This is a genomic window from Cohnella ginsengisoli, assembly GCF_029525555.1.
In the GTDB taxonomy this organism is placed as follows: domain Bacteria; phylum Bacillota; class Bacilli; order Paenibacillales; family Paenibacillaceae; genus Cohnella; species Cohnella ginsengisoli.
The window spans coordinates 793910-815690 of record NZ_JAPDHZ010000003.1 but is presented as its reverse complement, the minus strand read 5'-3'; the positions used below and the strand labels follow the sequence as shown (position 1 = coordinate 815690).

The following is a 21781-nucleotide window of genomic DNA, read 5'->3' as shown; positions in this document are numbered from 1 at the left end:
CAAGACAATTGAAATATAAAAATGGCGACTTTTTTCTCTGTAATGGTATAAAATAGGATAAGATAGGACTCGAAATGCAACCAATGTACTACTAAGAGAATGGGAGCTATAACAATGCTGACAGGCGAAGTGCGCAACAAAGTAGACAAGATATGGACCGACATCTGGGCGGGCGGCATCACAAACCCGCTGACCGTTATAGAGCAGCTTACTTATCTGATGTTCATCCGTTCGCTCGACGAGAAAGAGTTGGAGCGCGAGAGCTTCGAGGCGATCAGCGGCGAGCAGGCGGACAAGATCTTCCCACAGGACGAAGACGGGCAGAGCATGCGCTGGAGCAAGTTCAAGACCAAGGATCCCCGCATCATTTTCGATATCGTCGGCACCAAGGTATTTCCGTTTATCAAGGCGATGAACGGCCAGGAGGCCTCGGCCTTCTCCCGCTATATGCAGGACGCGATGTTTCTGATCCCGACGCCGCAGGTACTGCAGAAAATCATTACGGGTCTCGACGAGCTGTACGAGCATGATATCCAGAACCTCGACATGCAGGGCGACCTGTACGAGTATATGCTCGGCAAGCTCGCGACTTCCGGCCAGAACGGCCAGTTCCGCACGCCCAAGCATATCCGTGACATGATGGTACGGCTAATGGCACCGACGCCGGAGGACAAGATCTGCGATCCGGCCTGCGGCACCGCCGGCTTCCTCGTCTCGTCCGCCGAATACGTGCGCGAGCGTTACGAAGCGGAGATGACGAGCGAGCAATGGGACCATTTTGCCGGCGACATGTTCACCGGGCTCGACACGGACCGCACGATGCTGCGCCTGTCCGCGATGAATCTCATGCTGCACTCGATTACGAATCCGCACATTAACTACGTGGACAGCGTGTCCAAGCAAAATCTTATCTCCGCCGAATACGACGTGATCCTCGCCAATCCGCCGTTCACCGGCACGGTCGATGCCGAGAGCATCCACGACAACCTGAAGGCCGTCACCAATACGAAAAAGACCGAGCTGCTGTTCGTCGCGCTCTTCCTGCGTATGCTGCGCAAGGGCGGCCGCTGCGCCTGCATCGTGCCAGACGGCGTCCTGTTCGGGACGACTAACGCGCACAAGTCGCTGCGCAAAGAGATCGTTGAGAACCACCAACTGCAGGCGGTCATCTCGCTGCCGAGCGGCGTGTTCAAGCCATATGCGGGCGTCAGCACAGCCATCCTGATCTTTACGAAGACGGGCGCGGGTGGTACCGATAAAGTTTGGTTCTATGACATGAAGACTGACGGCTACTCGCTGGATGATAAGCGCTCACCGATCGCGGCGAATGATATCCCGGATATTTTGGCGCGCTTCCATAATCTTGAGAACGAAGCTGGCCGTCTGCCCACCGAGCAGAGCTTCTTAATCGACAAGTCGGCGATTGAGGCGAACGACTATGATCTGTCGATCAATCGGTATAAGGAAGTTGTGTATGAGAAGGTTGAGTACGATCCGCCGGCAGTGATCATGGCGCGGCTGGATGAACTGAACGTGAAGATTTCCGCCAAGATGGAGGAATTAAGGGGGCTTCTTGGTGAGTAAGTGGGAGAAAGTGAAGTTGGGAGATATATGTGCTATTAACCCTCCAAAAAAATTCATTGGAAAAGAGTATGGAAGTATCCTTTATTCCAATGTCTAATGTATTTGAAGATGGAAGGATCATTACTGATAAAAAGAGAGTATTTTCTGAGGTTAGCAGTGGTTATACACATTTCATTGAGGACGACATCCTTTTTTGCGAAAATAACTCCATGTATGGAAAATGGAAAGGGAGCGATTGCACGGGGACTGGTTAATGGATTTGGAGCGGGCTCAACAGAATTTTTTATCTTGCGGCCTGAGAGGCAACGAGTATCTAGTGAATGGATATATAGAGTTATATCTCACGAAAAGTTCCGCAAATTAGCTGAAAAAAATATGACAGGCAGTGCAGGACAGAGAAGGGTGCCAAAAGCTTTCCTTGAAAACATTCTAGTTCCACTGCCTTCAATCGTGGAACAAGATCATATTACGAAGACGTTACAGACTGTCTCAGAACTCGTTTATATGTACAAAATGAAGCTTGTTGACTGTGAAAACCTAGCAAAGTCAACTTTTAATGAAATGTTTGGCGACCCGATTATTAACGAAAAAAAAATGGGATATGAAAACTATTAATGAATTGTGCAGCAAAATTACTGATGGAGAGCATTTGAACCCTGTTTTCGCAGATTCTGGTGTTAAAATGCTCATGGCAAATAATATTCAAGATGAATTGGAGTTAACAAATTGTAAATATATTTCAGAAAGTGATCATAATAAATTTACTATGAAATGTAATCCTGAATTTGGTGATATTCTTATGGTCAGTAGAGGAGCGACAATTGGACGAGCTTGTATAAATAACACTACCGAAAAATTTAGTTTGATGGGTAGCGTAATTCTAATTAAGCCAAACATCAGTTTTATCACTAATCGTTACTTATTGGCTTGGTTAAGACACGATCAGATTAGAGACCGCATTGCTAATACTTCATCAGCAAGTGCGCAACAAGCAATTTATATGAAAGATTTAAAGAAAAAAATAATAATGTGCCCACCCCTCCCCCCTCCAAAACCAATTCGCCGCCATCGTCGCCAAAATCGAGGAGCAAAAAAGCCCTCGTCAAGCAGGCGATCGACGAGACGCAGCTGCTGTTCGACAGCTTGATGAGCAAGTATTTCGACGACTAAGCCGGGAGGTAGCGCGATGGCTGCCAACTTTGAATTTCTGAAGGGACAAGCCCAATACAAGCTGTTCGCCGAGGCTGCGATCGAGGCGGAGAGGGTGCTGGAGACTTCCCCCGCTATGTCGGCGGTGGGGAGCCGCAAGGCGTTCGAGCTGGCGGTGAAGTGGGTGTATGCAGCGGACCGCTCGATCACAATGCCGTACAAGGACAATCTGCAGGCACTCATCCATGAACCGTCCTTCCGCTTCGCGATGGACAACCGAACATGGGGCAAGCTGCCTTATATCGTGAAGCTGGGCAATCTGGCAGTTCATACGGACAAAGCAGTCAGCCGCAGCGATGCGGTGCTGTCTTTGTCGTCTCTGTTCGAGTTCATCCAATGGCTTGACTACTGCTACGGCGCGAACTACGAGGAGCGACAGTTCACCGAATCGCTGATTCCGGCGGCCAAGGTCGAATTGGACGAAGCCCGCATCAAGGAAAAGGACAGTCTCATCGAGCAGAAGGACTCCGAGATCGAGGCGCTCCGCGCGAAGATCGCGGCGATGAGCGAGCAGCTCACAGCGGACAAGGCGCAGCACCAAGAGGAGCGCAGCTTCACGCCGGAGGATGTCTCGGAGTTCATCACGCGTAAGAAGTATATCGACGTCGATCTGAAGCTGCTCGGCTGGACGTTCGGCGACGATGTGCGGGAGGAGGTGCCGCTCGTCGGCATGCCGAATCCAGAGCAGACGGGCAAGGCCGATTATGTATTGTACGGTCGGGATGGCCTGCCGCTCGCGATCATTGAGGCGAAGCGCACCTCCAAGGATCCGAAGATCGGAACCCAGCAGGCCAAGCTATATGCCGATTGTCTGGAGCGAATGACGGGCAGACGCCCGATGATGTTCACGACGAACGGCTTCGAGACGAACCTGTGGGACGACCTGTCCTCGCCGCAGCGCCGCGTGAGCGGTCCCTTTTCCAAGTCCGATCTGGAAAAGCTCATGCAGCGCCGCAGCGAACGACGTCCGTTAAGCGACATTCCGATCAACGACCAAATCACCGACCGCTACTATCAGAAGGAAGCGATCCGCGCGGTTTGTGAAAACATCGGCACCGGACATCGCAAAGCGCTGCTCGTCATGGCGACGGGCACCGGCAAGACGCGGACGGCGTCCAGCCTGACCGATGTGCTGTCACGCGGCGGCTACGTGACGAACGTGCTGTTCCTGGCAGACCGTACGGCGCTCGTCAAGCAGGCCAAGGAGGACTTCAAGCACTATCTGCCTGACATGTCGCTGTGCAATCTGCAGAGCAACAAGGAGGACAAGTCGGCGCGCATCGTGTTCTCCACCTATCCGACGATGCTGAATGCGATAGACTCGGCCAAGACTGACGACGGCAAGCGTCTTTTCACGCCGGCCCACTTCGATCTCATTATCGTCGACGAAGCGCACCGCAGCATTTTTAAAAAAATACCGGACGATCTTCGAATACTTCGACAGTCTCGTCGTCGGCTTGACGGCGACGCCCAAGACCGAGGTCGATCGCAATACGTACGACTTCTTCGAGCTGGAGAGCGGCGTGCCGACGTATGCCTATCCTTACGAGACGGCCGTCGAGGTCGATCATGTGCTCGTTCCGTATCATAACATCGAGGTGACGACGAAGTTTCTGGAGAAGGGTATCGCATACGACGACCTGTCGGAAGCCGACAAAGCCCGCTACGAGGAGGACTTCACGGACGAGGACGGCGAGATGCCGGATTATATCCCGTCCCCTGCCGTCAATGAATTCATCTTTAATCAGGATACGGTCGACTACGTGCTCGAGACGCTGATGAACCGGGGCATCAAGGTGGCGGGCGGTGACCGGCTGGGCAAGACGATCGTATTCGCGCAGAACAAGAAGCACGCGCAGTTCATCGTCGATCGGTTCAACAAACTGTACCCGCAATATAACGGCAAGTTCGCGAAGCGAATCATCTCCGAGGACAGCTATGCCCAGTCGCTTATCGACGATTTCAAAGTGGAGACCAAGGAACCGCATATCGCAGTCTCGGTCGACATGCTCGATACCGGCATCGACGTGCCGCAGATCGTCAATCTCGTGTTTTTCAAGCGCATCCGCTCCAAAACGAAGTTCTGGCAGATGATCGGACGCGGCACCCGGCTGTGCCGCGATCTGTTCGGTGACGGGCAGGACAAGACGGGGTTCGTCATTTTCGACTATTTGGGCAACTTCGAGTTTTTCCGCCAGCACAAGGAAGGACTGCCCGGCAGCGAATCCCAAAGCTTGTCCGAGGCGATCTTTGCGAAGCGCGTGCGTCTGATCCATTATCTGCAAGAAGCGGCATTCGCAGAAGACGCCTATCAGGCGATCCGCCAGTCGATGGTAGATACGGTGCTCCAGCAGATCCGCGCGCTGAATCCGGAGCTTGTGTCGGTCAAGCTACAGTTGCAGCATGTCGAGAAGTTCAAGCATGCTGGCGCGTTCGTCTGCCTGTCCGACGAGGACAAGCGGCACCTGATCGCCGGGCTTGCGCCGGTTGTCTACATGGACGACGCTGACGAATATGCCAAGCGCTTCGACAGCTTCATGTACGGCTTGATGCTGGCGCAGATCGAAGGAACGGCGCAGTTCAACCGGGGCAAAAAGCAGCTCGTCGAGACGGTCGGTCAACTCGCGAAGCGAGCGACCATCCCGCAAATCAAGAGCAAGCTGGCGCTTATCCAGACGATCGCGACGGACGAATTCTGGCAGTCGGCCGACGTGCTGACCTTTGAAAAGGTGCGCGCAGAACTACGGGACCTGATCAAGTTCATGGCCGAAGAAGGCGGCGGGAGCCGATTCGTCTATACGAATCTGGCGGATGAGGTGCTCGCCGTCGAAGAAGGCAAGGCGATGTACCAGGCGTACGAGTTCGAAAACTACAAGCTGAAGGTGAACCGCTTCATCGAGCGGAACCGCGATCATCTCGCGATTCACAAGCTCCGTCACAACCTGCCGCTCTCGGCCGGCGACTATGAGAGTCTGGAGCGGATCTTCACGGGCGAGCTCGGCACCGCGGAAGACTATGAGCGGGAATACAAAAACACCCCGTTCGGCCTGCTTGTGCGCAAAATCGCGAAGCTGGAGACAGAGGCGGCGAACGAGGCGTTCTCCGCGTTCATCAGCGACCAGTCGCTCTCCCAGCAGCAGATCGTGTTCGTGAAGAAGGTCATCGACTACGTCGCGCAGAACGGCTACATTGATCAGGTGTCCGAGCTGGTCAAGCCTCCGTTCGACAAGCCGATGAGCTTCATCAAGCTGTTCGACGGGGCAAAGCAGCGGCAGCTCGTGGAGGTTGTGAACCGGATTAAGGATAATGCGGTGAAGGTGCTGGGCTGAGCTTGTTTCAACTCCGCCCCGGCCCTAATGAATCTATACAATCCCCCCTCTCTCGATAACGGTCTTCGTTTCGAAGACGGGGGGATTTTAACGATGTACGCCGATCAAGCGTTAAGAGTGTCTATTCACTCCGAATTTACGTTTCCTGACAGGATGGTTGCCGCAGGAGCGATATACCGGTGCAAGATGCTCAGACACAATCTTACGAACACTAACGGAGGCACGCATGGACATTCAAAGAGTTGAAGAAATATTCGCCATTCCAGACACGGCAGAGCGGTGTCAACGCGTGCGCGATGAGGTGCAGCCGATTCTCAAAGAGATGATGAGTTCTTTTCAGATTGCTTATGGGAATCAAGCATCGGAACTACTGGATTATCACCTTCAAACACCTGAATCGACGCTCCGAACAGCGATGGGTGATCTGCGCAACCCGAAGTATGCCGACGGGGCGCGAAATGCCGGGAGGCAAGCGTTTGCGAGACTGATCGACAGGCGGTATTTTCAAACGGAATTCGGTGTGCTTACGCTGGAGCTGAATGGTCCGGAGAGGGTCTTTAGAATTATGATGGCGAGCAGCTTTTATCCGTTCTGGGACGGTGTTCGTTCCCTGGAGCGCCAAGCTAAGTTAGAACAGATTATCTCGCTGCTTCCCGCCGGGGCAGAGATCTGGGCAGGCGACAAAAACGTCAAGCTAGGTGGCAAAGAAGAGCTTGTTCCGTACATATTGAAGGCGGAAAAGGATCGCGGCAGGCCATGGATCTATGTAGGTCGACAAATTCCATTCGACCGTTTCGCCGAGAAGGAGCAGGATTGGAGCGCGAGAATCTGGGAAATCTGGTGCGATCTGAAGCCGATTCGTGATTTTATCTCACAGGAAGCCTCCGTCCACGCGTTGTCGGTTCGCATCGCGGATCAGCTGAATCAGAACGAGGAGACGCTATCGGTTCAACTCTATGGACGGAGCTACGAGATCGTGTTCGAAGCGACGAGCAATAAGAGGTCGAACCAGCCCCGGCAGAGGTTCGGTATTTACGACAAGGGCCAACTGTTGACGAACGGCACTTTGCAGAGTTTGTTGCGGGAGCCGCATGAGGTGCTGGGCGTCGTAGTCGACAATCACGGCCATCTATATACTCAGCTGCGCAATCTGCATGGAGAAGGGAAGGTCGAGTGGTCCGGGACGAAGAGCTTCAGGTACCCGAGAGTTAACGGACAAGATTTGAATAAATGGTATCAGGAAAGGGCAATTGAAGCGCTTCAGGCGCACGGGTTTCGACTGGAGGGAAACGAATTTTATATCGGGACGTGGGACAACGATCAATTCCGGTTCGAAGAGTCGGTAGCCGAGATCAAGAGGCGGCTGATTGTGGCAGCCGTTCTGTTTGCGGACTGCGCGGAGAAGATCATGCTTCCCCGTGCGTCTGTCGAGAAGGCTTCCACGGCCGATGCGCCCGAGCAGGCGTTCGATGAGTACGAATTGGCGATCAAGCAAGAGACTTACGAACACAACTTCGATCTGATCTCTATTCTCTCTAAGTACAGGATAGCCCTTATACGTATCCCACTTCGATCGTCCGAGATTTCCACTTGAATCTGGTCAGTCTGGAGGACAAGCACTTCGTCATTCTGAACGGGATCTCGGGGACGGGGAAGACGAAACTGTGCCTGCTCTACGCCAACGCCGTGTACGGCAGGCCGCTGGATGCGCCGAACCCCTATCTGAAGGTGATTCCCGTACGACCGGACTGGACGGATTCGACTTCGCTATTCGGATACTACAGCGCATTAGAGAAACGTTATGTGCGCACGCCCTTCCTCAACGCGGTACTCCAGGCCGTTCAGGAGGGCAAGCCAATGTTCATCGTCCTGGACGAGATGAATCTGGCGCGTATCGAGTACTATCTGAGCGATTATTTAAGCGCCGTAGAGTCTCGGCAACCCATTCGCTTGCATGCCGAGGATCATATTAGAGACGTGCCTCAAGAGCTGCAGATACCGCGTCATTTATATGTGATCGGCACGATTAACGTCGACGAGACGACGCATGGGATCTCGGACAAGGTGCTGGACCGGGCATTCGTCATGACGTTGTCGGACGTCGATCTGGAGGGGTACTGGCTTCGCGCGCCGGCTAAGTTCAAGTCTGCATTGCCGGAGGAATGGAACCTGATTCAGAAGCTTCATGACGAATTAAAAGCCTACGACCTGCACTTCGGCTATCGGACGGTAGACGAGATGCTCCGCAAGCTACATGCCAACGCCGAATTGCCGCAGGAGATTCGCATGGAAATGAAGAATGCAGTCGATCGCGTCATAGCGGAGAAGGTGCTTCCCAAGATTCGGGGCGATGAGCGGATCGGCCATTTGCTGGAACAGCTCATCGCGTGGTCTGGTTCCGAATTCGGTGAAGCGTCGGAGTCGTTGGGGCATTTGCTTCGAATGAAAGGAGAACTGGATCGATATGGCGCAGCCCAGTTCTGGAGATGATCTGGAATTCTTGTGTCCGGATACCCACGTCTGGACACAGCTTGAAGATATTCGGCTGGAAGAAGCAAAGGTTTATCGATGGAGATCGACTTATTCGTTGCCGTTCCGGCTCCTGATCAACGGCATGCCGCTCCCGATGTCGAAGACGGCCTATGGCTGGGAGGGCGAATGGGGATCTCCCTTCCAGTCCGGACAGGTCACGTTCATCATCGAGCAGACAGAACGGAGAGCGCTGCCGGCCTTTATTTATTCGGACAACCGCAAGTTGACGGAATCCGAATATGAGCGGATGATCGCCGATATTCTCGAGGAAGCCGCCGCTTGTTATGCTCATCAGGGAGCCCGTCTGGGGTTCGACGGCGACGGGATCGCGCGCCGAATCTCGCTTGCGCAGTGGGATTACATCGATCGCTCCTTCCATCGCCTGCAGCGCATCTTCCGCGATATCCAGTCGAAGCCGCTGCGAAGGCTGAAGCGGACGGAGCAATGGATTCGCCGGGAGAACGTCAAGCATGTGACGCCCGGACTTCTCGCCTGGTCGGAAAGACATGCGGGGGGCGGCATGACCGAGGAGATCCCTGTGCCTGAACTGATCTGGGACGGTATCCGGAAAGACGACTGCGATGTATACGAGAATCGGGTGCTCCGCAGGCAACTGCAGGAACTGTCAGGGTTTCTTCGGCAATACCGAGCACTGGAAATGGAAGGCGTCAGTGACAAGGCAGCATTATACGACGACCGCATCGCCTACTGGTTGCGATCCCCCTTCCTATACCAAGTGCGATCGCACGAAGGTCCCATCGTCATCTCGCAGGCCTTTCGCAAGCACCCTTCATACCGCCTTTGGTTCGATTGGTTCAATCGACTGCTCTGGTTCAATACGTTCAAGGTCGGTATGAAAAACGCAATCCCGCTTAAAAACACCTACGAGTTATATGAAATCTGGGTGTTTATGAAGATGGTGGGCTGGCTCCGGCAAGCGGGATGCCTACAAGACGCCTCGGAGCTCTTCTTGCTGGAACAGGATCGGCTGGTGCTCAACTTGTCCAAGAAAAAGGAGAGCAGGATCCATCTCTTGGGCGGCGCGACTCTGGCCTATCAGCGCGAGTTCAAACGGTCATCTGAAAACTACGTCACCTATACGCACGCCATGTATCCGGATATTGTCCTCGAGTCGGATGACAAACTCTATGTATTCGATCCCAAATACCGGCTGGATCACAACCTTCCGATGGCGCTGGGCGAAATGCACAAATACCGGGATGGCATCATCCGCGTAACCGATGGAACCAGGGCTGTGGAGGAAGCGTTCATCGTGACGCCTGCTGAGGGCGTAGACAGCTCCCGACTGTTCGAAGAGGACTATCGCGATCGGCACAGGATGGGGGCATTCCGGCTGCGTCCAGGCTTGGAGGAATCGGTAATGAAGAAGCGGTTATTGAGCTTGTCCGCCACTAATAACTTGCGTAAGGGTGAGGATCATGCAGAGGAAATTTCCGCAAATCATTAGCGGGAGAATACGTCGCTTTAAGTCGCAAGATGATAGTTATCATTTCGATGAGACGGGCCAATGTTATTTAGTTCGGGATAAGACATCCATTCATTTTGGAAATTCAGGAAAAGTAATCTGTAACGTAGTCATGACTCATCCTGGCTCCTTCGCATTTGTGAAGCAAAAAGGATGGATTCATTTTTTGAACGGTAAAGGAGATAATCACGCCTTTGAAAATCAAGGATTCCCGGTCCCCCCACCATGCAGAACTTGACTGCTGTATTGATGCGTGCCGCGAATGTGAACTCGTGTCATCATCGGCTTTTTAAAGGAAAGTTTGTGCCGATTGTCGATCAGGTTCTTAGGGGGCAGATCGGTATCCTTCCAAGACCATTATGGCTTTAGAAAACAATTGGCCTTCCCATCCGGTGAATGGGTTGAAAAACGACACTTGGGCGATCAAGCTGTCGAAAAATAGATGGGATACCGAAGTTAGCTCGATCCATTATGCTGCCCTTTGTTTGCAATGCGATGGCCTGTTTGGACAATTCGAGGTGCTGCGAAGAGCAACCTCGTGGGCTAAGTTCCACGATTATAACCTAATATGCTTTGAGAGAGCCAACTGCAGAATAAGCCTAGAACACTGGAGAGCTTGTTTACTCCCCCGATATCCTCCAGCCCCTGCCCGTACAGCCGCTGGGCGTTGCCGATCAGCGTCTGCGTGCCGACGATGAGGATGCAGTCGGGCACGGGGCCGGCACGCAGCGCCTCCAGCGCGTCGGCGAGCAGCGGGTAGGCGGCGCTCCCGTCCGGGCAATAACGCCTTGCGACATCCAGCGCATCTTCGGGGAACGCAAGATGGCTCACATCAGGCCGCGTCACGAGGATGCGGCTCGCTACCGAGGCCAGCGTCTTGATGACGCCGGCATAATCCTTATCCTTCGGCACGCCGACGACGGCTGCGACTCTCGCGCCGGCGCCAAGGCCGAGCGAACTTACGACGCTCGCCAGGTAGGCGGCGGAGTCGCGGTGGATCGCGCCGTCCACGATTGTGAGCGGCTCGCGGCTCACGATCTCGCAGCGGCCCGGCCATTGCAAGCCGGCGAAGCAAGTCGCGACCGTCCCGGGATCGAGCGCTGTGCCCGCGATATCTTCGCAGACTTGGACCGCGATTGCGGCGTTGTCGGCCTGGAACGCGCCGAGCAGCGGCAGCGCGAGGCCCCGGTACAGCGCTCGTTCGGTGCGGACGTCGAACGTCGTTCCGCGCGCGGACATCGCGACATGCTCGGCGGCGAACGCCTCGCCAGCGATCGATATGCGCTCGCATCGACAGGACGCGCCATTATGCGCGATCGTCGTATCCATCGCCGCAAGCATATCTCCATTCGCCGATTCCGTTTCCGCACGGTCATGCCCGATCGCCGAATTTTCGGCCGCCGCCAACGCCTTCTTGATGGCGTCGAGCGCGTCCTCGCGCTGCGCTCCGACGTACAATCGCGAGTCCGCCGACTTCACGATCCCCAGCTTATGCCGCACGATATCTCCGAGGCCTGGACCAAGCTCGCGGACATGCTCCTCCATGATCGCCGTGACGACGGCCGACTCGTTCGCCAGCACGTTTGCGTCGTCATACCGCCCGCCTCTCCCGCATTCGACGACGTTGATGTCGGTGCCCTGCTCCGCAAACCAACTGACCGCAATCGCCAGCGACACGCCGACAGGACCTTGATAAGTCGCCGCGTCCAAGCCGCGTTCGACTTCGGCCCATGCGGGCTCGATCCGCTGCGCGACCCGCACGAAGTCGGCTTCGCCGATCGCGCGCCCGTCGATGCGAATCCGCTCCCGGTAGTCGACGAGATGAGGAGACGTGAACAAGCCCACCTTATAGCCGAGACGACTCAGCAGGGAGGAGACGAGACGCGAGGTCGAGCCCTTCCCCTTGCTGCCGGTCACGAGCACGAAGCGTCTCCCGCGGTCCGGCGCGCCGAGCAGATCGAGCAGGCGGCGGGTCAGCTGCGGCTTTCGAACCCGCTCATCGCCGGCAGACGGCAGATGGGGAGCCGCGCGCAGATACGAGCGGTAGATAAGGTCCTCGGCCTCGCGTTGATTGGCGATCGGCATGGGTGTACGGACGCTCCTTTTATCGTCAGGTGGGATGCGGCGAAGGGGCGAGACGGACACAGGAGCCGCTATTTGCGCGTAAATCCTGTTCCTGCACGCGGTTATGGCTCAAATAACGGATGCTCGGTCCGCCGCGGCAATGTGAATCGCTCTCCGGCCGCTAATCTATTCCGTCCATTATAGCAAAGCCTGCGACCTCCGCCATAACAAGAAGCTGCTACGCCGGCCGTCCAACGCCACCATCCGCCAACGCTAAACAGCCCTCCGCTCGACCCCGAGCGAAGGGCTGTGCGCCATCGTACCGCTTAAGGCTTCAGCACGACCTTGATGCACCCGTCTTCTTTGTCGTTGAAAATCTTGTACGCGTCGCTCGCCTGGTCGAGCGGGACGCGGTGCGTCACGATCTCGGTCGGGTCGAACTCCCCGTTTACGATCATGTCGAACAGCTTCGGCATATAATGGATGGCCGGCGCCTGTCCCATTTTCACGGTCAGGTTGCGCTCGAACATGTGGCCCAGCGGAAACATGTTGTACAGCGCGCCGTACACCCCCGTCAGCTGGATCGTGCCGAACTTGCGGACCGCGTCCATCGCGATATCGATCGCGCTTAGCGTGCCGCCTTGCAGCTTCAGCTTCTGGCCGATTTTCTCGAGCGCGTTCTTCTTGCCGTCCATGCCGACGCAGTCGATGACGACGTCCGTGCCGCCGCGGGTGATCTCGCGGATGTGCATGGCGACCTCGTCCTGTTCGTCGAAATTGATCGTTTCGACGTTGTTCATCTTACGCGCGTGCGCGAGCCGGTAAGGAACGTTGTCGACCGCGATGATGCGCATCGCGCCCTTCATGGCGGCGAACTTCTGGACCATCAGCCCGACAGGTCCGCATCCGAGCACGGTCACGGTGTCTCCGGGCTTCACGCCGGCATTCTCGACGCTCCAATAGGCCGTGGGCAAGACGTCGGACAGGAAAAGCAAAGCTTCATCCGGCAGCTCGCACGACTGCGGAATGACAAGCGGCATGAAATTGCCGTAAGGGACATGCAAGTATTCGGCTTGACCGCCCGGGTAGTTGCCGTAACGCTCGGTGTATCCGAGGTAGCCGCCGGAGTCGATCTCTTTGAGCGGCGGGTGGGGATTCGAATTGTCGCACTGACTCTCCATATCGTGTTCGCAAAAATAACATTTGCCGCATGACACGTTAAAGGGGATGACGACCCGGTCGCCTTTTTTTGACGCGGGTCACTTCGGGTCCGACCTCCTCGACGATGCCCATCGGCTCGTGGCCGATGACCGCGCCCTTATGCGCAGGCATGCCGCCCAGATAGATGTGCAGATCGGAGCCGCAGATCGCCGTTGACGTGATGCGCACGATGATGTCGTCCTTATGCTTCAGCTTCGGATCCTCGACCTCTTTGACCTGGATGTCTTTGCTTCCCTGAAAAGTTACCGCTCGCATGCTCGCATATCCTCCTTCGGCGTATTGGATTTCTGGCGAATCCTTATTAAGTACCCTGTAGGATGACAAATTCAGCATGGATTAATCCGGGAGCGCGAGGGGTAAAGTTGAATATCACCTGACAGCAAACGGAGGTATCCCATATGTCCATGACCGTATACGGCGTATTCGACACGAGCAAGGAAGTCATCGACGCGATTCAGTCTTTAAAAATCAGGGGGCATTCCGACCACGATCTGACGGTCGTCGCGGACCGCGAAGAGTCGTGGAGCCTCGGCAACCTGGGACAAGCGGCGGATCTGGTCGAGGTGGAAGGCGCGGGGGCAGGCTCGGACTCGCTGCTCGGCAAGGTCAAGCGGATCATCAAGGCGGGCGGAGACAGCGAGCTGTCCGGCCGCCTCGAGGAGATCGGGCTCACGAACGGCGACGCGATGGAGTATGCGCCGGAAGTGGACAAGGGGCGTTTTCTGCTGTTGATCGGCCATGACAACGGGCTGGTCGACGATGTCGTTGCCAGCTCCTCCGCCGACGACAACGTCGCGGACAGCGCGATCCGCAATCAGGCGATCGACCGGGAGCTGCCGCGCATCCTGTCCGAGGACGGACCGCTGCCGCCAAGCGAACGAATCTGACTTCGAACTCGAACGGCTCGGCGCCACCGCTCCGGAGCTGACGACCGGTCGACGGAGCCGCGTCCTGTAAGGGGGCGTGGCTCTTTTTGCGTACCCGCGTTATAATGAAAAAAGCTTGCAGCGCGACAAATCGCGACTAACAATGGGGTGCGATGAGTATGACACAATCCAGCGACTCGAATCCGTCCGCGTCCGCGGACAAGCCGGAGCAGAAAAAGATCAGTCTGGCTGAAGCGATGAAGCAGCGTCTGGCTCAGAAAAAGCAGGCCGCGGCACAAGCCGGCGGACAGCAGAGCGGCTTTTCGACCGACGTGAAGCAGATGCGCAGCCAAATCAAAAAGAAGCCGAACAACCAGAAGAAGCGTACTGGCGTCTGAAGCGTTCTTCGCAGGGTTCGGCCGAAGCCCGGACGATTGGCGGTCGGGCTTGTTTTTATTAAAACGGAAGTAGGATGAATATGGCAGATCATATGAAGCTAGACGGCGAGTGGCCGGCTTTGGATTGGCCGCAGGCGCTGAAGGATGCTTTGATGCCGCAGACTCGCGAATCGCTGCAAAGAATGGCGAGGCTGCTGAGGATATACGATTGGGAGAACGAAAAGGACAAAGACGCGCTTATCGACGGGCTCGCGCCTGTATTGGCCGATTATGCGGCCGAATCGACGGCGCTGTGGGACGAGGAACGGTGGGCGTTGATTCGCAGGTTGGTGAAAAATAACGGCCTGATGGCGGAGCCGCCGCAGTCCGGCCCGGTCGCTTACTATTTGGCCGAACGCGGGATCGCGTTTCCCGGCGAGGTGAAAGGCAAGAAGTCGCTGGTTATGCCGACCGAGCTGGTCGAGCGGTTCGCCAAGCTGGAAGGGCTGTCCGGCACGCCGGCGCAAGTGAAGCGCAACACGGAACATATCAAACTCACCCAGGGGTTGCTGTACTATTACGGCATCCTCGAGGAACCCGAGCTGGAGGCCCGCTTGATCGCGCTGACGGGAGAGACGCCGGAGGACGGCCCTGACATGTTCGAGGTGCTGGTCGACGCGCTTGACTTCCGAGCTATGTACGATCTCGACGAGGATGGTCTATTTGCGAACCTCGACGTCGAAGAGCCGCAGGAACTGCTGCGCATTCAACAGGCGCGGGGGGAATCTGCCGTATCGCGAGTTTACCAAGGCCGAACTGCTCAAAGCGGGCGAACCTGAATACGTCGAGCGGACCAAAGCACACCAGGAGCTGGCAGGGTATTTAGCCCGCGAGTACGCGGTGGACAAGCAGGAAGCGGACATGATCGCGGAGATCTGCGCGGATACGTTCAAGAACGGCAAGTCGATGAGCGCGGCATTCGAAATTTTGCAATTCGAGTATTCGATCGAAGACGCGCAAACGGTCGAAGAAGTCGGCGCGCTGCTCGCCCGGCTGAACAACGGCACGAGGCAATGGGTGTTGAAGGGGCATCGCCCGGACGAGCTCAACATGAGCGTCGGCGGCGGCGTGCCGTCCAACGTTCTGGCGATGCCGCAGCGATCGCACCACGCGGACGTCATCTCGATCCAGACCGGCCGCAAGATCGGCCGCAATGACCCTTGCCCCTGCGGCAGCGGCAAGAAGTTCAAGAAGTGCTGCGGCGCCGTCGGAGACTGAGCCGCGAGCAACCGAAAAATACCCTGAAGGTCTTCCGCTCCGGATGGAGAGCGGCGGCCTTCAGGGTATTTTGCAATGATTCACACCAGCGTCGTCCGCAACGCCTTTACGCTTTAGCCTTCAACGATTCGGCTTTGGCTGCCTCCAGCTCCGCCGCCGCCTGCAGGCCTGCCTGGTTCAGCAGGTTCCAGGGCTTGTTGTAGTGCGGCTGGAAGAAGAAGTCGACGAACCCGAGCTCTTCCACGGTCATCCGGTTCTGGATGCAGACCGACAGCGTGTTGGCCGACTGCGTGAGGTCCGCCTTCGACAGTACTTGCGCGCCGAGGAGGCGTCCGCCGTCCGCTTCATAGACGAGCTTGATCAGCGCCCGCTCGTAGGTCGGCATGAACTCCGGACGGTAGTTGTCGCTGACCGTCGTCGTCCGCACCTTCAAGCCCGTATCGATGGCGGCTTGTTCGGTCATGCCGGTCGAAGCGATATTCAGGTCGAACATCCGGATGCCCGACGTGCCTTGCGTACCCATATACTTCACGCGCGGCTCCATGATGTTCATGGCGACGAGCGTCCCCATGCGGACGGCGTTGGTCGCCAGCGGGATATAGGCGGCCTTGCCCGTCGGGTTGTAGCGGATCGCGCAGCTGTCGCCGGCGGCGTACACATCCGGGCAGCTCGTTCGCATGTACTCGTCGACGACGATCGCGCCGTTCGGGAGCATCATGACTTGACCTTGAAGCAGCTCGGTATTCGGGCGGAAGCCGATGCAGAGGATGACCAGGTCCGATTCGTACGAGCCTTCCGTCGTGACGACGCGGGCGACTTGGCCGTCCTGCCCCTCGAGCGCTGTCACCGTCTGGCCGAGCGCGAGCCGCACGCCGCGTTCTTTCATGTCAGCCTCGACGATGTCGGTGAACGCCTTGTCGAGATACTTGAACATCACGCGCGGCGTATTGTCGATGAGCGTCACGGTCTTGCCGAGCTGATGGAACGCTTCGACCAGCTCGACGCCGATATACCCGGCGCCGACGACGGTGATCCGCTTGGCGGTGGCGGCCTTTTCGATAATCGTCTGGGCATGCGCATAGTTTTTGCAGAGCAGCACGCGATCCAGATCCATGCCCGGCATCTGCGGGACGATCGGCCACGAGCCTGTCGTGACGACGAGCTTGTCGTAGCTGTCGACGAGTACCTCTTCGGTCTCCAGATTGCGGACGGTGACCGACTTGTATACCGTGTCGACGGCGAGCACGTCATGGCGCATACAGGTGTTCACGCCGAGCTCGGCGAGCGTGTCGGGATGGGCGTAGAACAATTCTTCCGCGTTGCGCACGACCCCGCCCACATGGAGCGCGATGCCGCACGACAGGAACGAGATATTATCATTGCGCTCGTACACGGTAATTTGAGCGTCGGGGTAACGTTTGGCCATTTGGATGGTGGCGGCGGTGCCGGCGTGGGTGCAGCCGATGACGACGATTTTCATAAGGAAGTCCTCCTTGGATTCTTTTATTGTGATAAATTTCACATACTTGGTTGAAAGGGGAGCAAAGGTCCATATCTGCATGATACAGCTCTTTGCCCGACTAGGTTGTGATATAAATCACAATGTCTTGTTGAATCCAATATACGCCACCTACGAACGGAATGCAATAGGGGTAGTGAAAATAATCACAAACTTTTTTTGGTTGTAAACTTCGCGATTGTGGGGACTTTGGATTTGGGTTCGAGTATGCGCACAATGCCGAGTCGGAAGTCGGATAACAGGTGCTCCTGCGAGAACTCTAACTGTATGCTGACGGGCAACGTAAACCCTTATCCTGCAAAAGTGCAGGATAGAGCGACGGCATCGTTTGTCGTTCGGAGCCATCGTGCAAATGCGAATGTGCATCATTCAGGGGCGTGGTTTTGCGATGGGAGCTGTATTCGAGCATGTATCATGCAGATTTGCGCGATAAATACGCCAAAACCGTTTTGTCGGCTCGCTATCTTGTATTTTGCACGATGGGGGGAGGGGGACCGGTGCGGGGGAGTTGGGATGGCCAGCAAATACGGCGATCCCGCGACCAGCCGCGAAGCGCGCGGCGGCCTCCGACGCGCACGCGCAAGAACCGCACAATAAATGCGCGGTTCCTCATCGCTTTTGCTATTTGATCTGCCGCCAAGTCACTTCGGCTGCTCCGGCGGCGTCTCCGGCGGGATCGCGTCGGGCTTAACGTCCGGCGGCACGGCGTCCGGCTTGACCTCGGGCGTCGGATTTTGCACGATCTCCGGATTCGGCACGACCGGCGAGATCTCGGGGGAGGTCGGAGGCGTGATCTCCGGGGTACCCGGATCGAACTGCGGCAGCTCAGCGGCATAATCTTTATATTCGGACATGTGGCAGCACTCCTTTTTTTGTCGCTTGGTCTCCATTACCCAATCGCAGGGCAGCCTTAACGGGAACCGGGACAACAAACATTGGCACTTAGGTCTAATGACGGCAGGCTCGGCGCTGTGATATGCTGAATGAAATAAACGGCAACAGGGAGTTTGACACGCGATGGAATTTGCGAGAGCTTCATCTGTATTCAACGCGATGGAACCGATCGTCGTGAGTTTCTTCGAGGAGCATATTCTGCCCAACTATCCGCTGAAGTGCAGCTGCGAGAAGTGCACGACGGACATCATCGTCCTTACCTTGAACCACCTCAAGCCGCAGTACACGTCTACGCAAGCGGGCCAAGCCTACATCAAGGCGCTCTATATGAATCCCCAAATGCAATCGGACATTTTGCAGGAGCTCGCGCGCTCCGTACAAACCGTGGAGTCCAAGCCGCAGCATCAGCCCCACGAATAGCCCCGAACCGCCTCGAAGGCCCGCCTTTCTCGGGTCTTTTTTTTTGCAGCCTGCACCGTACGAATCGCGTCCGTCCCTCGCGCATGCTCCGGTTTGCCGCATTCGGGGTAATACATAAAGGAGGATTGAGGCCTCGGGCCTCAGCCATAATAAGGAGACGATCCGAACAGAAGCGAGGGGACCGACGATATGGCGCTTACCGACGAGCAGCGCATCACGCTTCACGGGTTCAACAACCTGACGAAGACGCTGAGCTTCAATATGTACGACATATGCTACACCAAGACGAAGGAAGAGCGGGAGGCGTACATCGCCTACATCGACGAGCAGTACAACTCCGATCGGCTGACCAAGATTCTGAACGCGGTGGCGGAGATCATCGGCGCCCACGTGCTGAACACGGCGAAGCAGGACTACGTGCCGCAGGGAGCGAGCGTGACGCTGCTCGTCTCGGAGGGGCCGATCGTGGAGGTGCCGACGGAGTCGTACGAGGAGTCGCCCGGTCCGATGCCGGCCAATGTCACGTTGCAGCTCGACAAGAGCCACATCACCGTTCATACGTACCCCGAATATCATCCGAGCGAAGGCTTAAGCACGTTCCGCGCGGACATCGACGTCTCGACGTGCGGCGAGATTTCTCCGCTCAAGGCGCTGAACTATCTCATCCACTCGTTCGACACCGACATCATGACGATCGATTACCGGGTGCGCGGGTTCACGCGGGACATCAACGGACACAAGCTGTTCATCGACCACGATATCAATTCGATCCAGAATTACATTCCCGACGGCGTGATCGAAGCGTATGATATGATAGATGTCAATGTGTACCAAGAGCATATCTTCCATACGAAGTGCAAGCTTCGCGAGTTCGATCTCAACAACTACCTGTTCGGCTACACCAAGGACAAGCTGAGCGAAGCCGAGCAGCAGGAGATCGCGGAGCGGCTGAAGATCGAGATGGACGAGATTTTCTACGGGAAAAACATTCGCTAGTCGCAAATGGCGAGGGGGGGAGCTGCGATGGGACTTAGAGAGGACGCGGCAAGGCTGAAGCAGGATATCGAAGACGAGCAGAACGCCAAGCTCCGGATCGCCCTGTTCGGGCAGCCGGGCTCGGGCAAGTCGTCGCTCATCAACCAGATCGTCGGACAGCCGGTCGCGCGCACGGGCGTGACGACCGACACGACGGTCGAAGCGCAGGTCATCGCGCACGAGGAGCTGCTGCTCGTGGACTTGCCGGGGTACGGGACGTCCCGGTTCCCGCCCAACGAATGGATGGACCGGTTCCGGCCGGAGGAGCTGGACCTGTTCCTGTGCGTGTTCGCGGGCAAGTTCCACGAGGCGGACACCGCCTTCTTCAAGGAGCTGCGGGAGAAGGGGCGGATCTGCCTGTTCGTCCGCAACAAGCTGGACGATCTGTGGGAGGAAGGCCGCACGACGGAGGAGCTGCAGGCGGAGATCGCGGCCGACGTGGCGCGCCAGATCGGAGAGCCGCAGCAGGTGTACTTTGTCAGCTGCCGGACCCGCGAGGGCTTAAGCGAGCTGGTGGATGGGATCAAGGCGGCGCTCGAGCCGGCGCTGCGGGAGAAGTACGCGCGTTCGGCCAAGGCGTTCAGCCTCGCGCATCTCGAGGCGAAGAAGGAAGCTTGCGAGAAGTCCGTATACAAGTACGCGGGGCTCGCCGCCGCCAATGGCCTCAATCCTGTGCCCGGCGTGAACGTCGGGGTCGACATGTCCATCATGTACAAGATGTTCGCCGAGATCCGAGCCTCGTACGGACTCACGGACGAGAAGGTGAATAAGCTGATCCCGTCGCTCTTGCCGCTCGGCAAGCGGGTGCTCGATTACGGCACGAAGGAGGGCATCATGCTGCTCCTGAAGAAGTTCGCGGGCAAAAGCGCGTCCACGGCCGTCGGCCGCTTCGTGCCGATCGTCGGCCAGGCGATCGCGGCCGCCGCGGGCTTCGGCATGACGCTCGCCGCCGGCAAGTCGTACCTCAACGACTGTCACGAGCTGGCGGAGCGGATTCTGGAGCGTGAGCTCGGAATCGAGCGCCAGCCGTGAGCGCGAAGGCGAAGCGCGCGGCCGGAGGCGCGGGCAAGGGCGAGGTGAAGGGAGAGGTCAAGGGCAAGAGAGAGGGCGCTGGCGCTGGAGCGGAGCCGACGGTGCTGGAGCGCAATCTGAGGCGGCTCGCTTCGGAGCTCGCCGTCATCCCGCGCACCCGCAAGGTCGCTATATTGGGCCAGCCGGGCGCGGGCAAGTCGGCGCTGCTGGACCTGCTGACCGACCGAAGCTGCATGCCGAGGCCGGTCGTCGGCCAGCGCACGGACGCGACCTCTTGGGCGCACGACCCGCATACCGCGCTGATCCATAAGTGCGGGGAAGCCGTCTTCGTCGATGCGCCCGGCTATGGCACGGCCGCGCATCCGGCGGAGACGTTTTTTCGTCTGTTTCCGTACCGCTCGTTTGACCGTCTCGTGCTCGTCTTCAAGGATAAGCTGCATGCCGCGGACGACCGGCTGCTGGCCGGCATCGCGCGGACGGGACTCGCGGAGCGAACGCTGCTCGTCCGCAGCTTCGCCGACGGGCTGCTGCCCGAGGAGCGGGAGCCGCTGCGGCTAGAGCTTGCCGGGCGCTTCGCCGGACCGATTGTATTTTACAGCGCCAGAGACCGCGGCGGATTGGACGAGATCGAGCGGTTCTCGCTCGGCCCGTCGGCCTCCTGAGATTCGTATCGTTCCGGTTAGGGTATGATTTAGACAATCGTCCGCGCATGGCGGATACGCGTCTGATGTCTCATGCCAAAGGAGCGACCGGGATGGATAGGGATCGTACCCTGCAGGCGCGCAAAGAACGGCTTTGGTGCGTAAACCGGTTAAGCGACGAAAGGCTGTATGCGCGAGTCGCCCCGAGCGTCGTCGTCGGGGAATCGCGATTTTTGAACGGTTTGGCCGGGCGGCTTCGCCCGGCTCTTTGCGTTGCGTTGCGCCGCGTCGAGT

19 protein-coding genes and 1 pseudogene are annotated in these 21781 nt (G+C 57.1%); 16 read left to right on the top strand and 4 right to left on the bottom strand.

Annotated features, from left to right (window positions below; genetic code table 11):
• The first annotated feature begins 114 nt into the window (after positions 1-114).
• The 8 genes from OMP38_RS15185 to OMP38_RS15150 all read left to right on the top strand — a co-directional run bounded on the left by OMP38_RS15185 (position 115) and on the right by OMP38_RS15150 (position 10122).
• The gene (locus OMP38_RS15185) at positions 115-1584 is read left to right on the top strand and encodes a type I restriction-modification system subunit M (protein ID WP_277565886.1); all 1470 of its coding nucleotides are present in this window, start codon (positions 115-117) and stop codon (positions 1582-1584) included.
• A gap of 213 nt (positions 1585-1797) precedes the next feature.
• Entirely contained in the window at positions 1798-2199 is a 402-nt protein-coding gene (locus OMP38_RS15180; RefSeq protein WP_277565885.1) for a restriction endonuclease subunit S, read from the top strand.
• Positions 2186-2731 (top strand): restriction endonuclease subunit S, encoded by a 546-nt coding sequence (locus tag OMP38_RS15175; RefSeq protein ID WP_277565884.1) that lies wholly within the window; start codon positions 2186-2188, stop codon positions 2729-2731. Before OMP38_RS15180 ends, OMP38_RS15175 begins: the two co-directional genes overlap by 14 nt.
• Positions 2732-2770: 39 nt before the next feature.
• Positions 2771-4384, top strand: coding sequence for a DEAD/DEAH box helicase family protein (locus tag OMP38_RS15170; RefSeq protein WP_277565883.1), 1614 nt, complete (start codon positions 2771-2773; stop codon positions 4382-4384).
• Between the two features lie 106 nt (positions 4385-4490).
• Positions 4491-6122, top strand: coding sequence for a type I restriction-modification enzyme R subunit C-terminal domain-containing protein (locus OMP38_RS15165; RefSeq protein ID WP_338130571.1), 1632 nt, complete (start codon positions 4491-4493; stop codon positions 6120-6122).
• Between the two features lie 226 nt (positions 6123-6348).
• Positions 6349-7716, top strand: a complete 1368-nt coding sequence (locus OMP38_RS15160; RefSeq protein ID WP_277565882.1) for a hypothetical protein — start codon at positions 6349-6351, stop codon at positions 7714-7716.
• Positions 7713-8612, top strand: a complete 900-nt coding sequence (locus OMP38_RS15155; protein WP_277565881.1) for an McrB family protein — start codon at positions 7713-7715, stop codon at positions 8610-8612. Before OMP38_RS15160 ends, OMP38_RS15155 begins: the two co-directional genes overlap by 4 nt.
• Positions 8587-10122: a DUF2357 domain-containing protein gene (locus tag OMP38_RS15150; RefSeq protein ID WP_277565880.1), complete on the top strand. Its 1536-nt coding sequence runs from the start codon at positions 8587-8589 to the stop codon at positions 10120-10122. Before OMP38_RS15155 ends, OMP38_RS15150 begins: the two co-directional genes overlap by 26 nt.
• Before the next feature lie 561 nt (positions 10123-10683).
• Here the strand turns inward: OMP38_RS15150 and OMP38_RS15145 are convergent.
• Positions 10684-12225 (bottom strand): bifunctional folylpolyglutamate synthase/dihydrofolate synthase, encoded by a 1542-nt coding sequence (locus tag OMP38_RS15145; RefSeq protein WP_277565879.1) that lies wholly within the window; start codon positions 12223-12225, stop codon positions 10684-10686.
• Positions 12226-12530: 305 nt separating this feature from the next.
• Positions 12531-13680 (bottom strand): annotated as a pseudogene (locus OMP38_RS15140) (zinc-dependent alcohol dehydrogenase).
• 143 nt (positions 13681-13823) lie between these two features.
• Here OMP38_RS15140 and OMP38_RS15135 point away from each other — a divergent pair.
• From OMP38_RS15135 to OMP38_RS15120, 4 genes are all read left to right on the top strand, one after another.
• Positions 13824-14312, top strand: coding sequence for a general stress protein (locus tag OMP38_RS15135; protein WP_277565878.1), 489 nt, complete (start codon positions 13824-13826; stop codon positions 14310-14312).
• Between the two features lie 158 nt (positions 14313-14470).
• Positions 14471-14689: a hypothetical protein gene (locus tag OMP38_RS15130; protein ID WP_277565877.1), complete on the top strand. Its 219-nt coding sequence runs from the start codon at positions 14471-14473 to the stop codon at positions 14687-14689.
• An 80-nt stretch (positions 14690-14769) separates the two neighbouring features.
• Complete coding sequence (locus tag OMP38_RS15125) at positions 14770-15507, top strand: hypothetical protein (protein ID WP_277565876.1); 738 nt, start codon at positions 14770-14772, stop codon at positions 15505-15507.
• Entirely contained in the window at positions 15392-15946 is a 555-nt protein-coding gene (locus tag OMP38_RS15120; protein WP_277565875.1) for an SEC-C metal-binding domain-containing protein, read from the top strand. The genes OMP38_RS15125 and OMP38_RS15120 overlap by 116 nt, the downstream gene beginning before the upstream one ends.
• 106 nt (positions 15947-16052) lie before the next feature.
• On the opposite strand, the gene OMP38_RS15115 is transcribed toward OMP38_RS15120, so the two are convergent.
• Together OMP38_RS15115 and OMP38_RS15110 are read right to left on the bottom strand one after the other, a co-directional pair.
• Positions 16053-17426: an FAD-dependent oxidoreductase gene (locus tag OMP38_RS15115; RefSeq protein WP_277565874.1), complete on the bottom strand. Its 1374-nt coding sequence runs from the start codon at positions 17424-17426 to the stop codon at positions 16053-16055.
• 680 nt (positions 17427-18106) lie between these two features.
• The gene (locus OMP38_RS15110) at positions 18107-18319 is read right to left on the bottom strand and encodes a hypothetical protein (RefSeq protein WP_277565873.1); all 213 of its coding nucleotides are present in this window, start codon (positions 18317-18319) and stop codon (positions 18107-18109) included.
• Positions 18320-18482: 163 nt separating this feature from the next.
• On the opposite strand from OMP38_RS15110, the gene OMP38_RS15105 reads away from it, so the two are divergent.
• The 4 genes from OMP38_RS15105 to OMP38_RS15090 all read left to right on the top strand — a co-directional run bounded on the left by OMP38_RS15105 (position 18483) and on the right by OMP38_RS15090 (position 21508).
• On the top strand, positions 18483-18779 hold the full coding sequence (locus tag OMP38_RS15105) for a late competence development ComFB family protein (RefSeq protein ID WP_277565872.1): 297 nt from the start codon (positions 18483-18485) through the stop codon (positions 18777-18779).
• Positions 18780-18968: 189 nt separating this feature from the next.
• Positions 18969-19775 (top strand): adenosylmethionine decarboxylase, encoded by an 807-nt coding sequence (gene speD, locus OMP38_RS15100; protein ID WP_277565871.1) that lies wholly within the window; start codon positions 18969-18971, stop codon positions 19773-19775.
• 27 nt (positions 19776-19802) lie between these two features.
• Positions 19803-20846 (top strand): GTPase, encoded by a 1044-nt coding sequence (locus OMP38_RS15095; RefSeq protein ID WP_277565870.1) that lies wholly within the window; start codon positions 19803-19805, stop codon positions 20844-20846.
• Entirely contained in the window at positions 20843-21508 is a 666-nt protein-coding gene (locus OMP38_RS15090) for a GTPase domain-containing protein (RefSeq protein WP_277565869.1), read from the top strand. Before OMP38_RS15095 ends, OMP38_RS15090 begins: the two co-directional genes overlap by 4 nt.
• Positions 21509-21781: the final 273 nt, after the last annotated feature.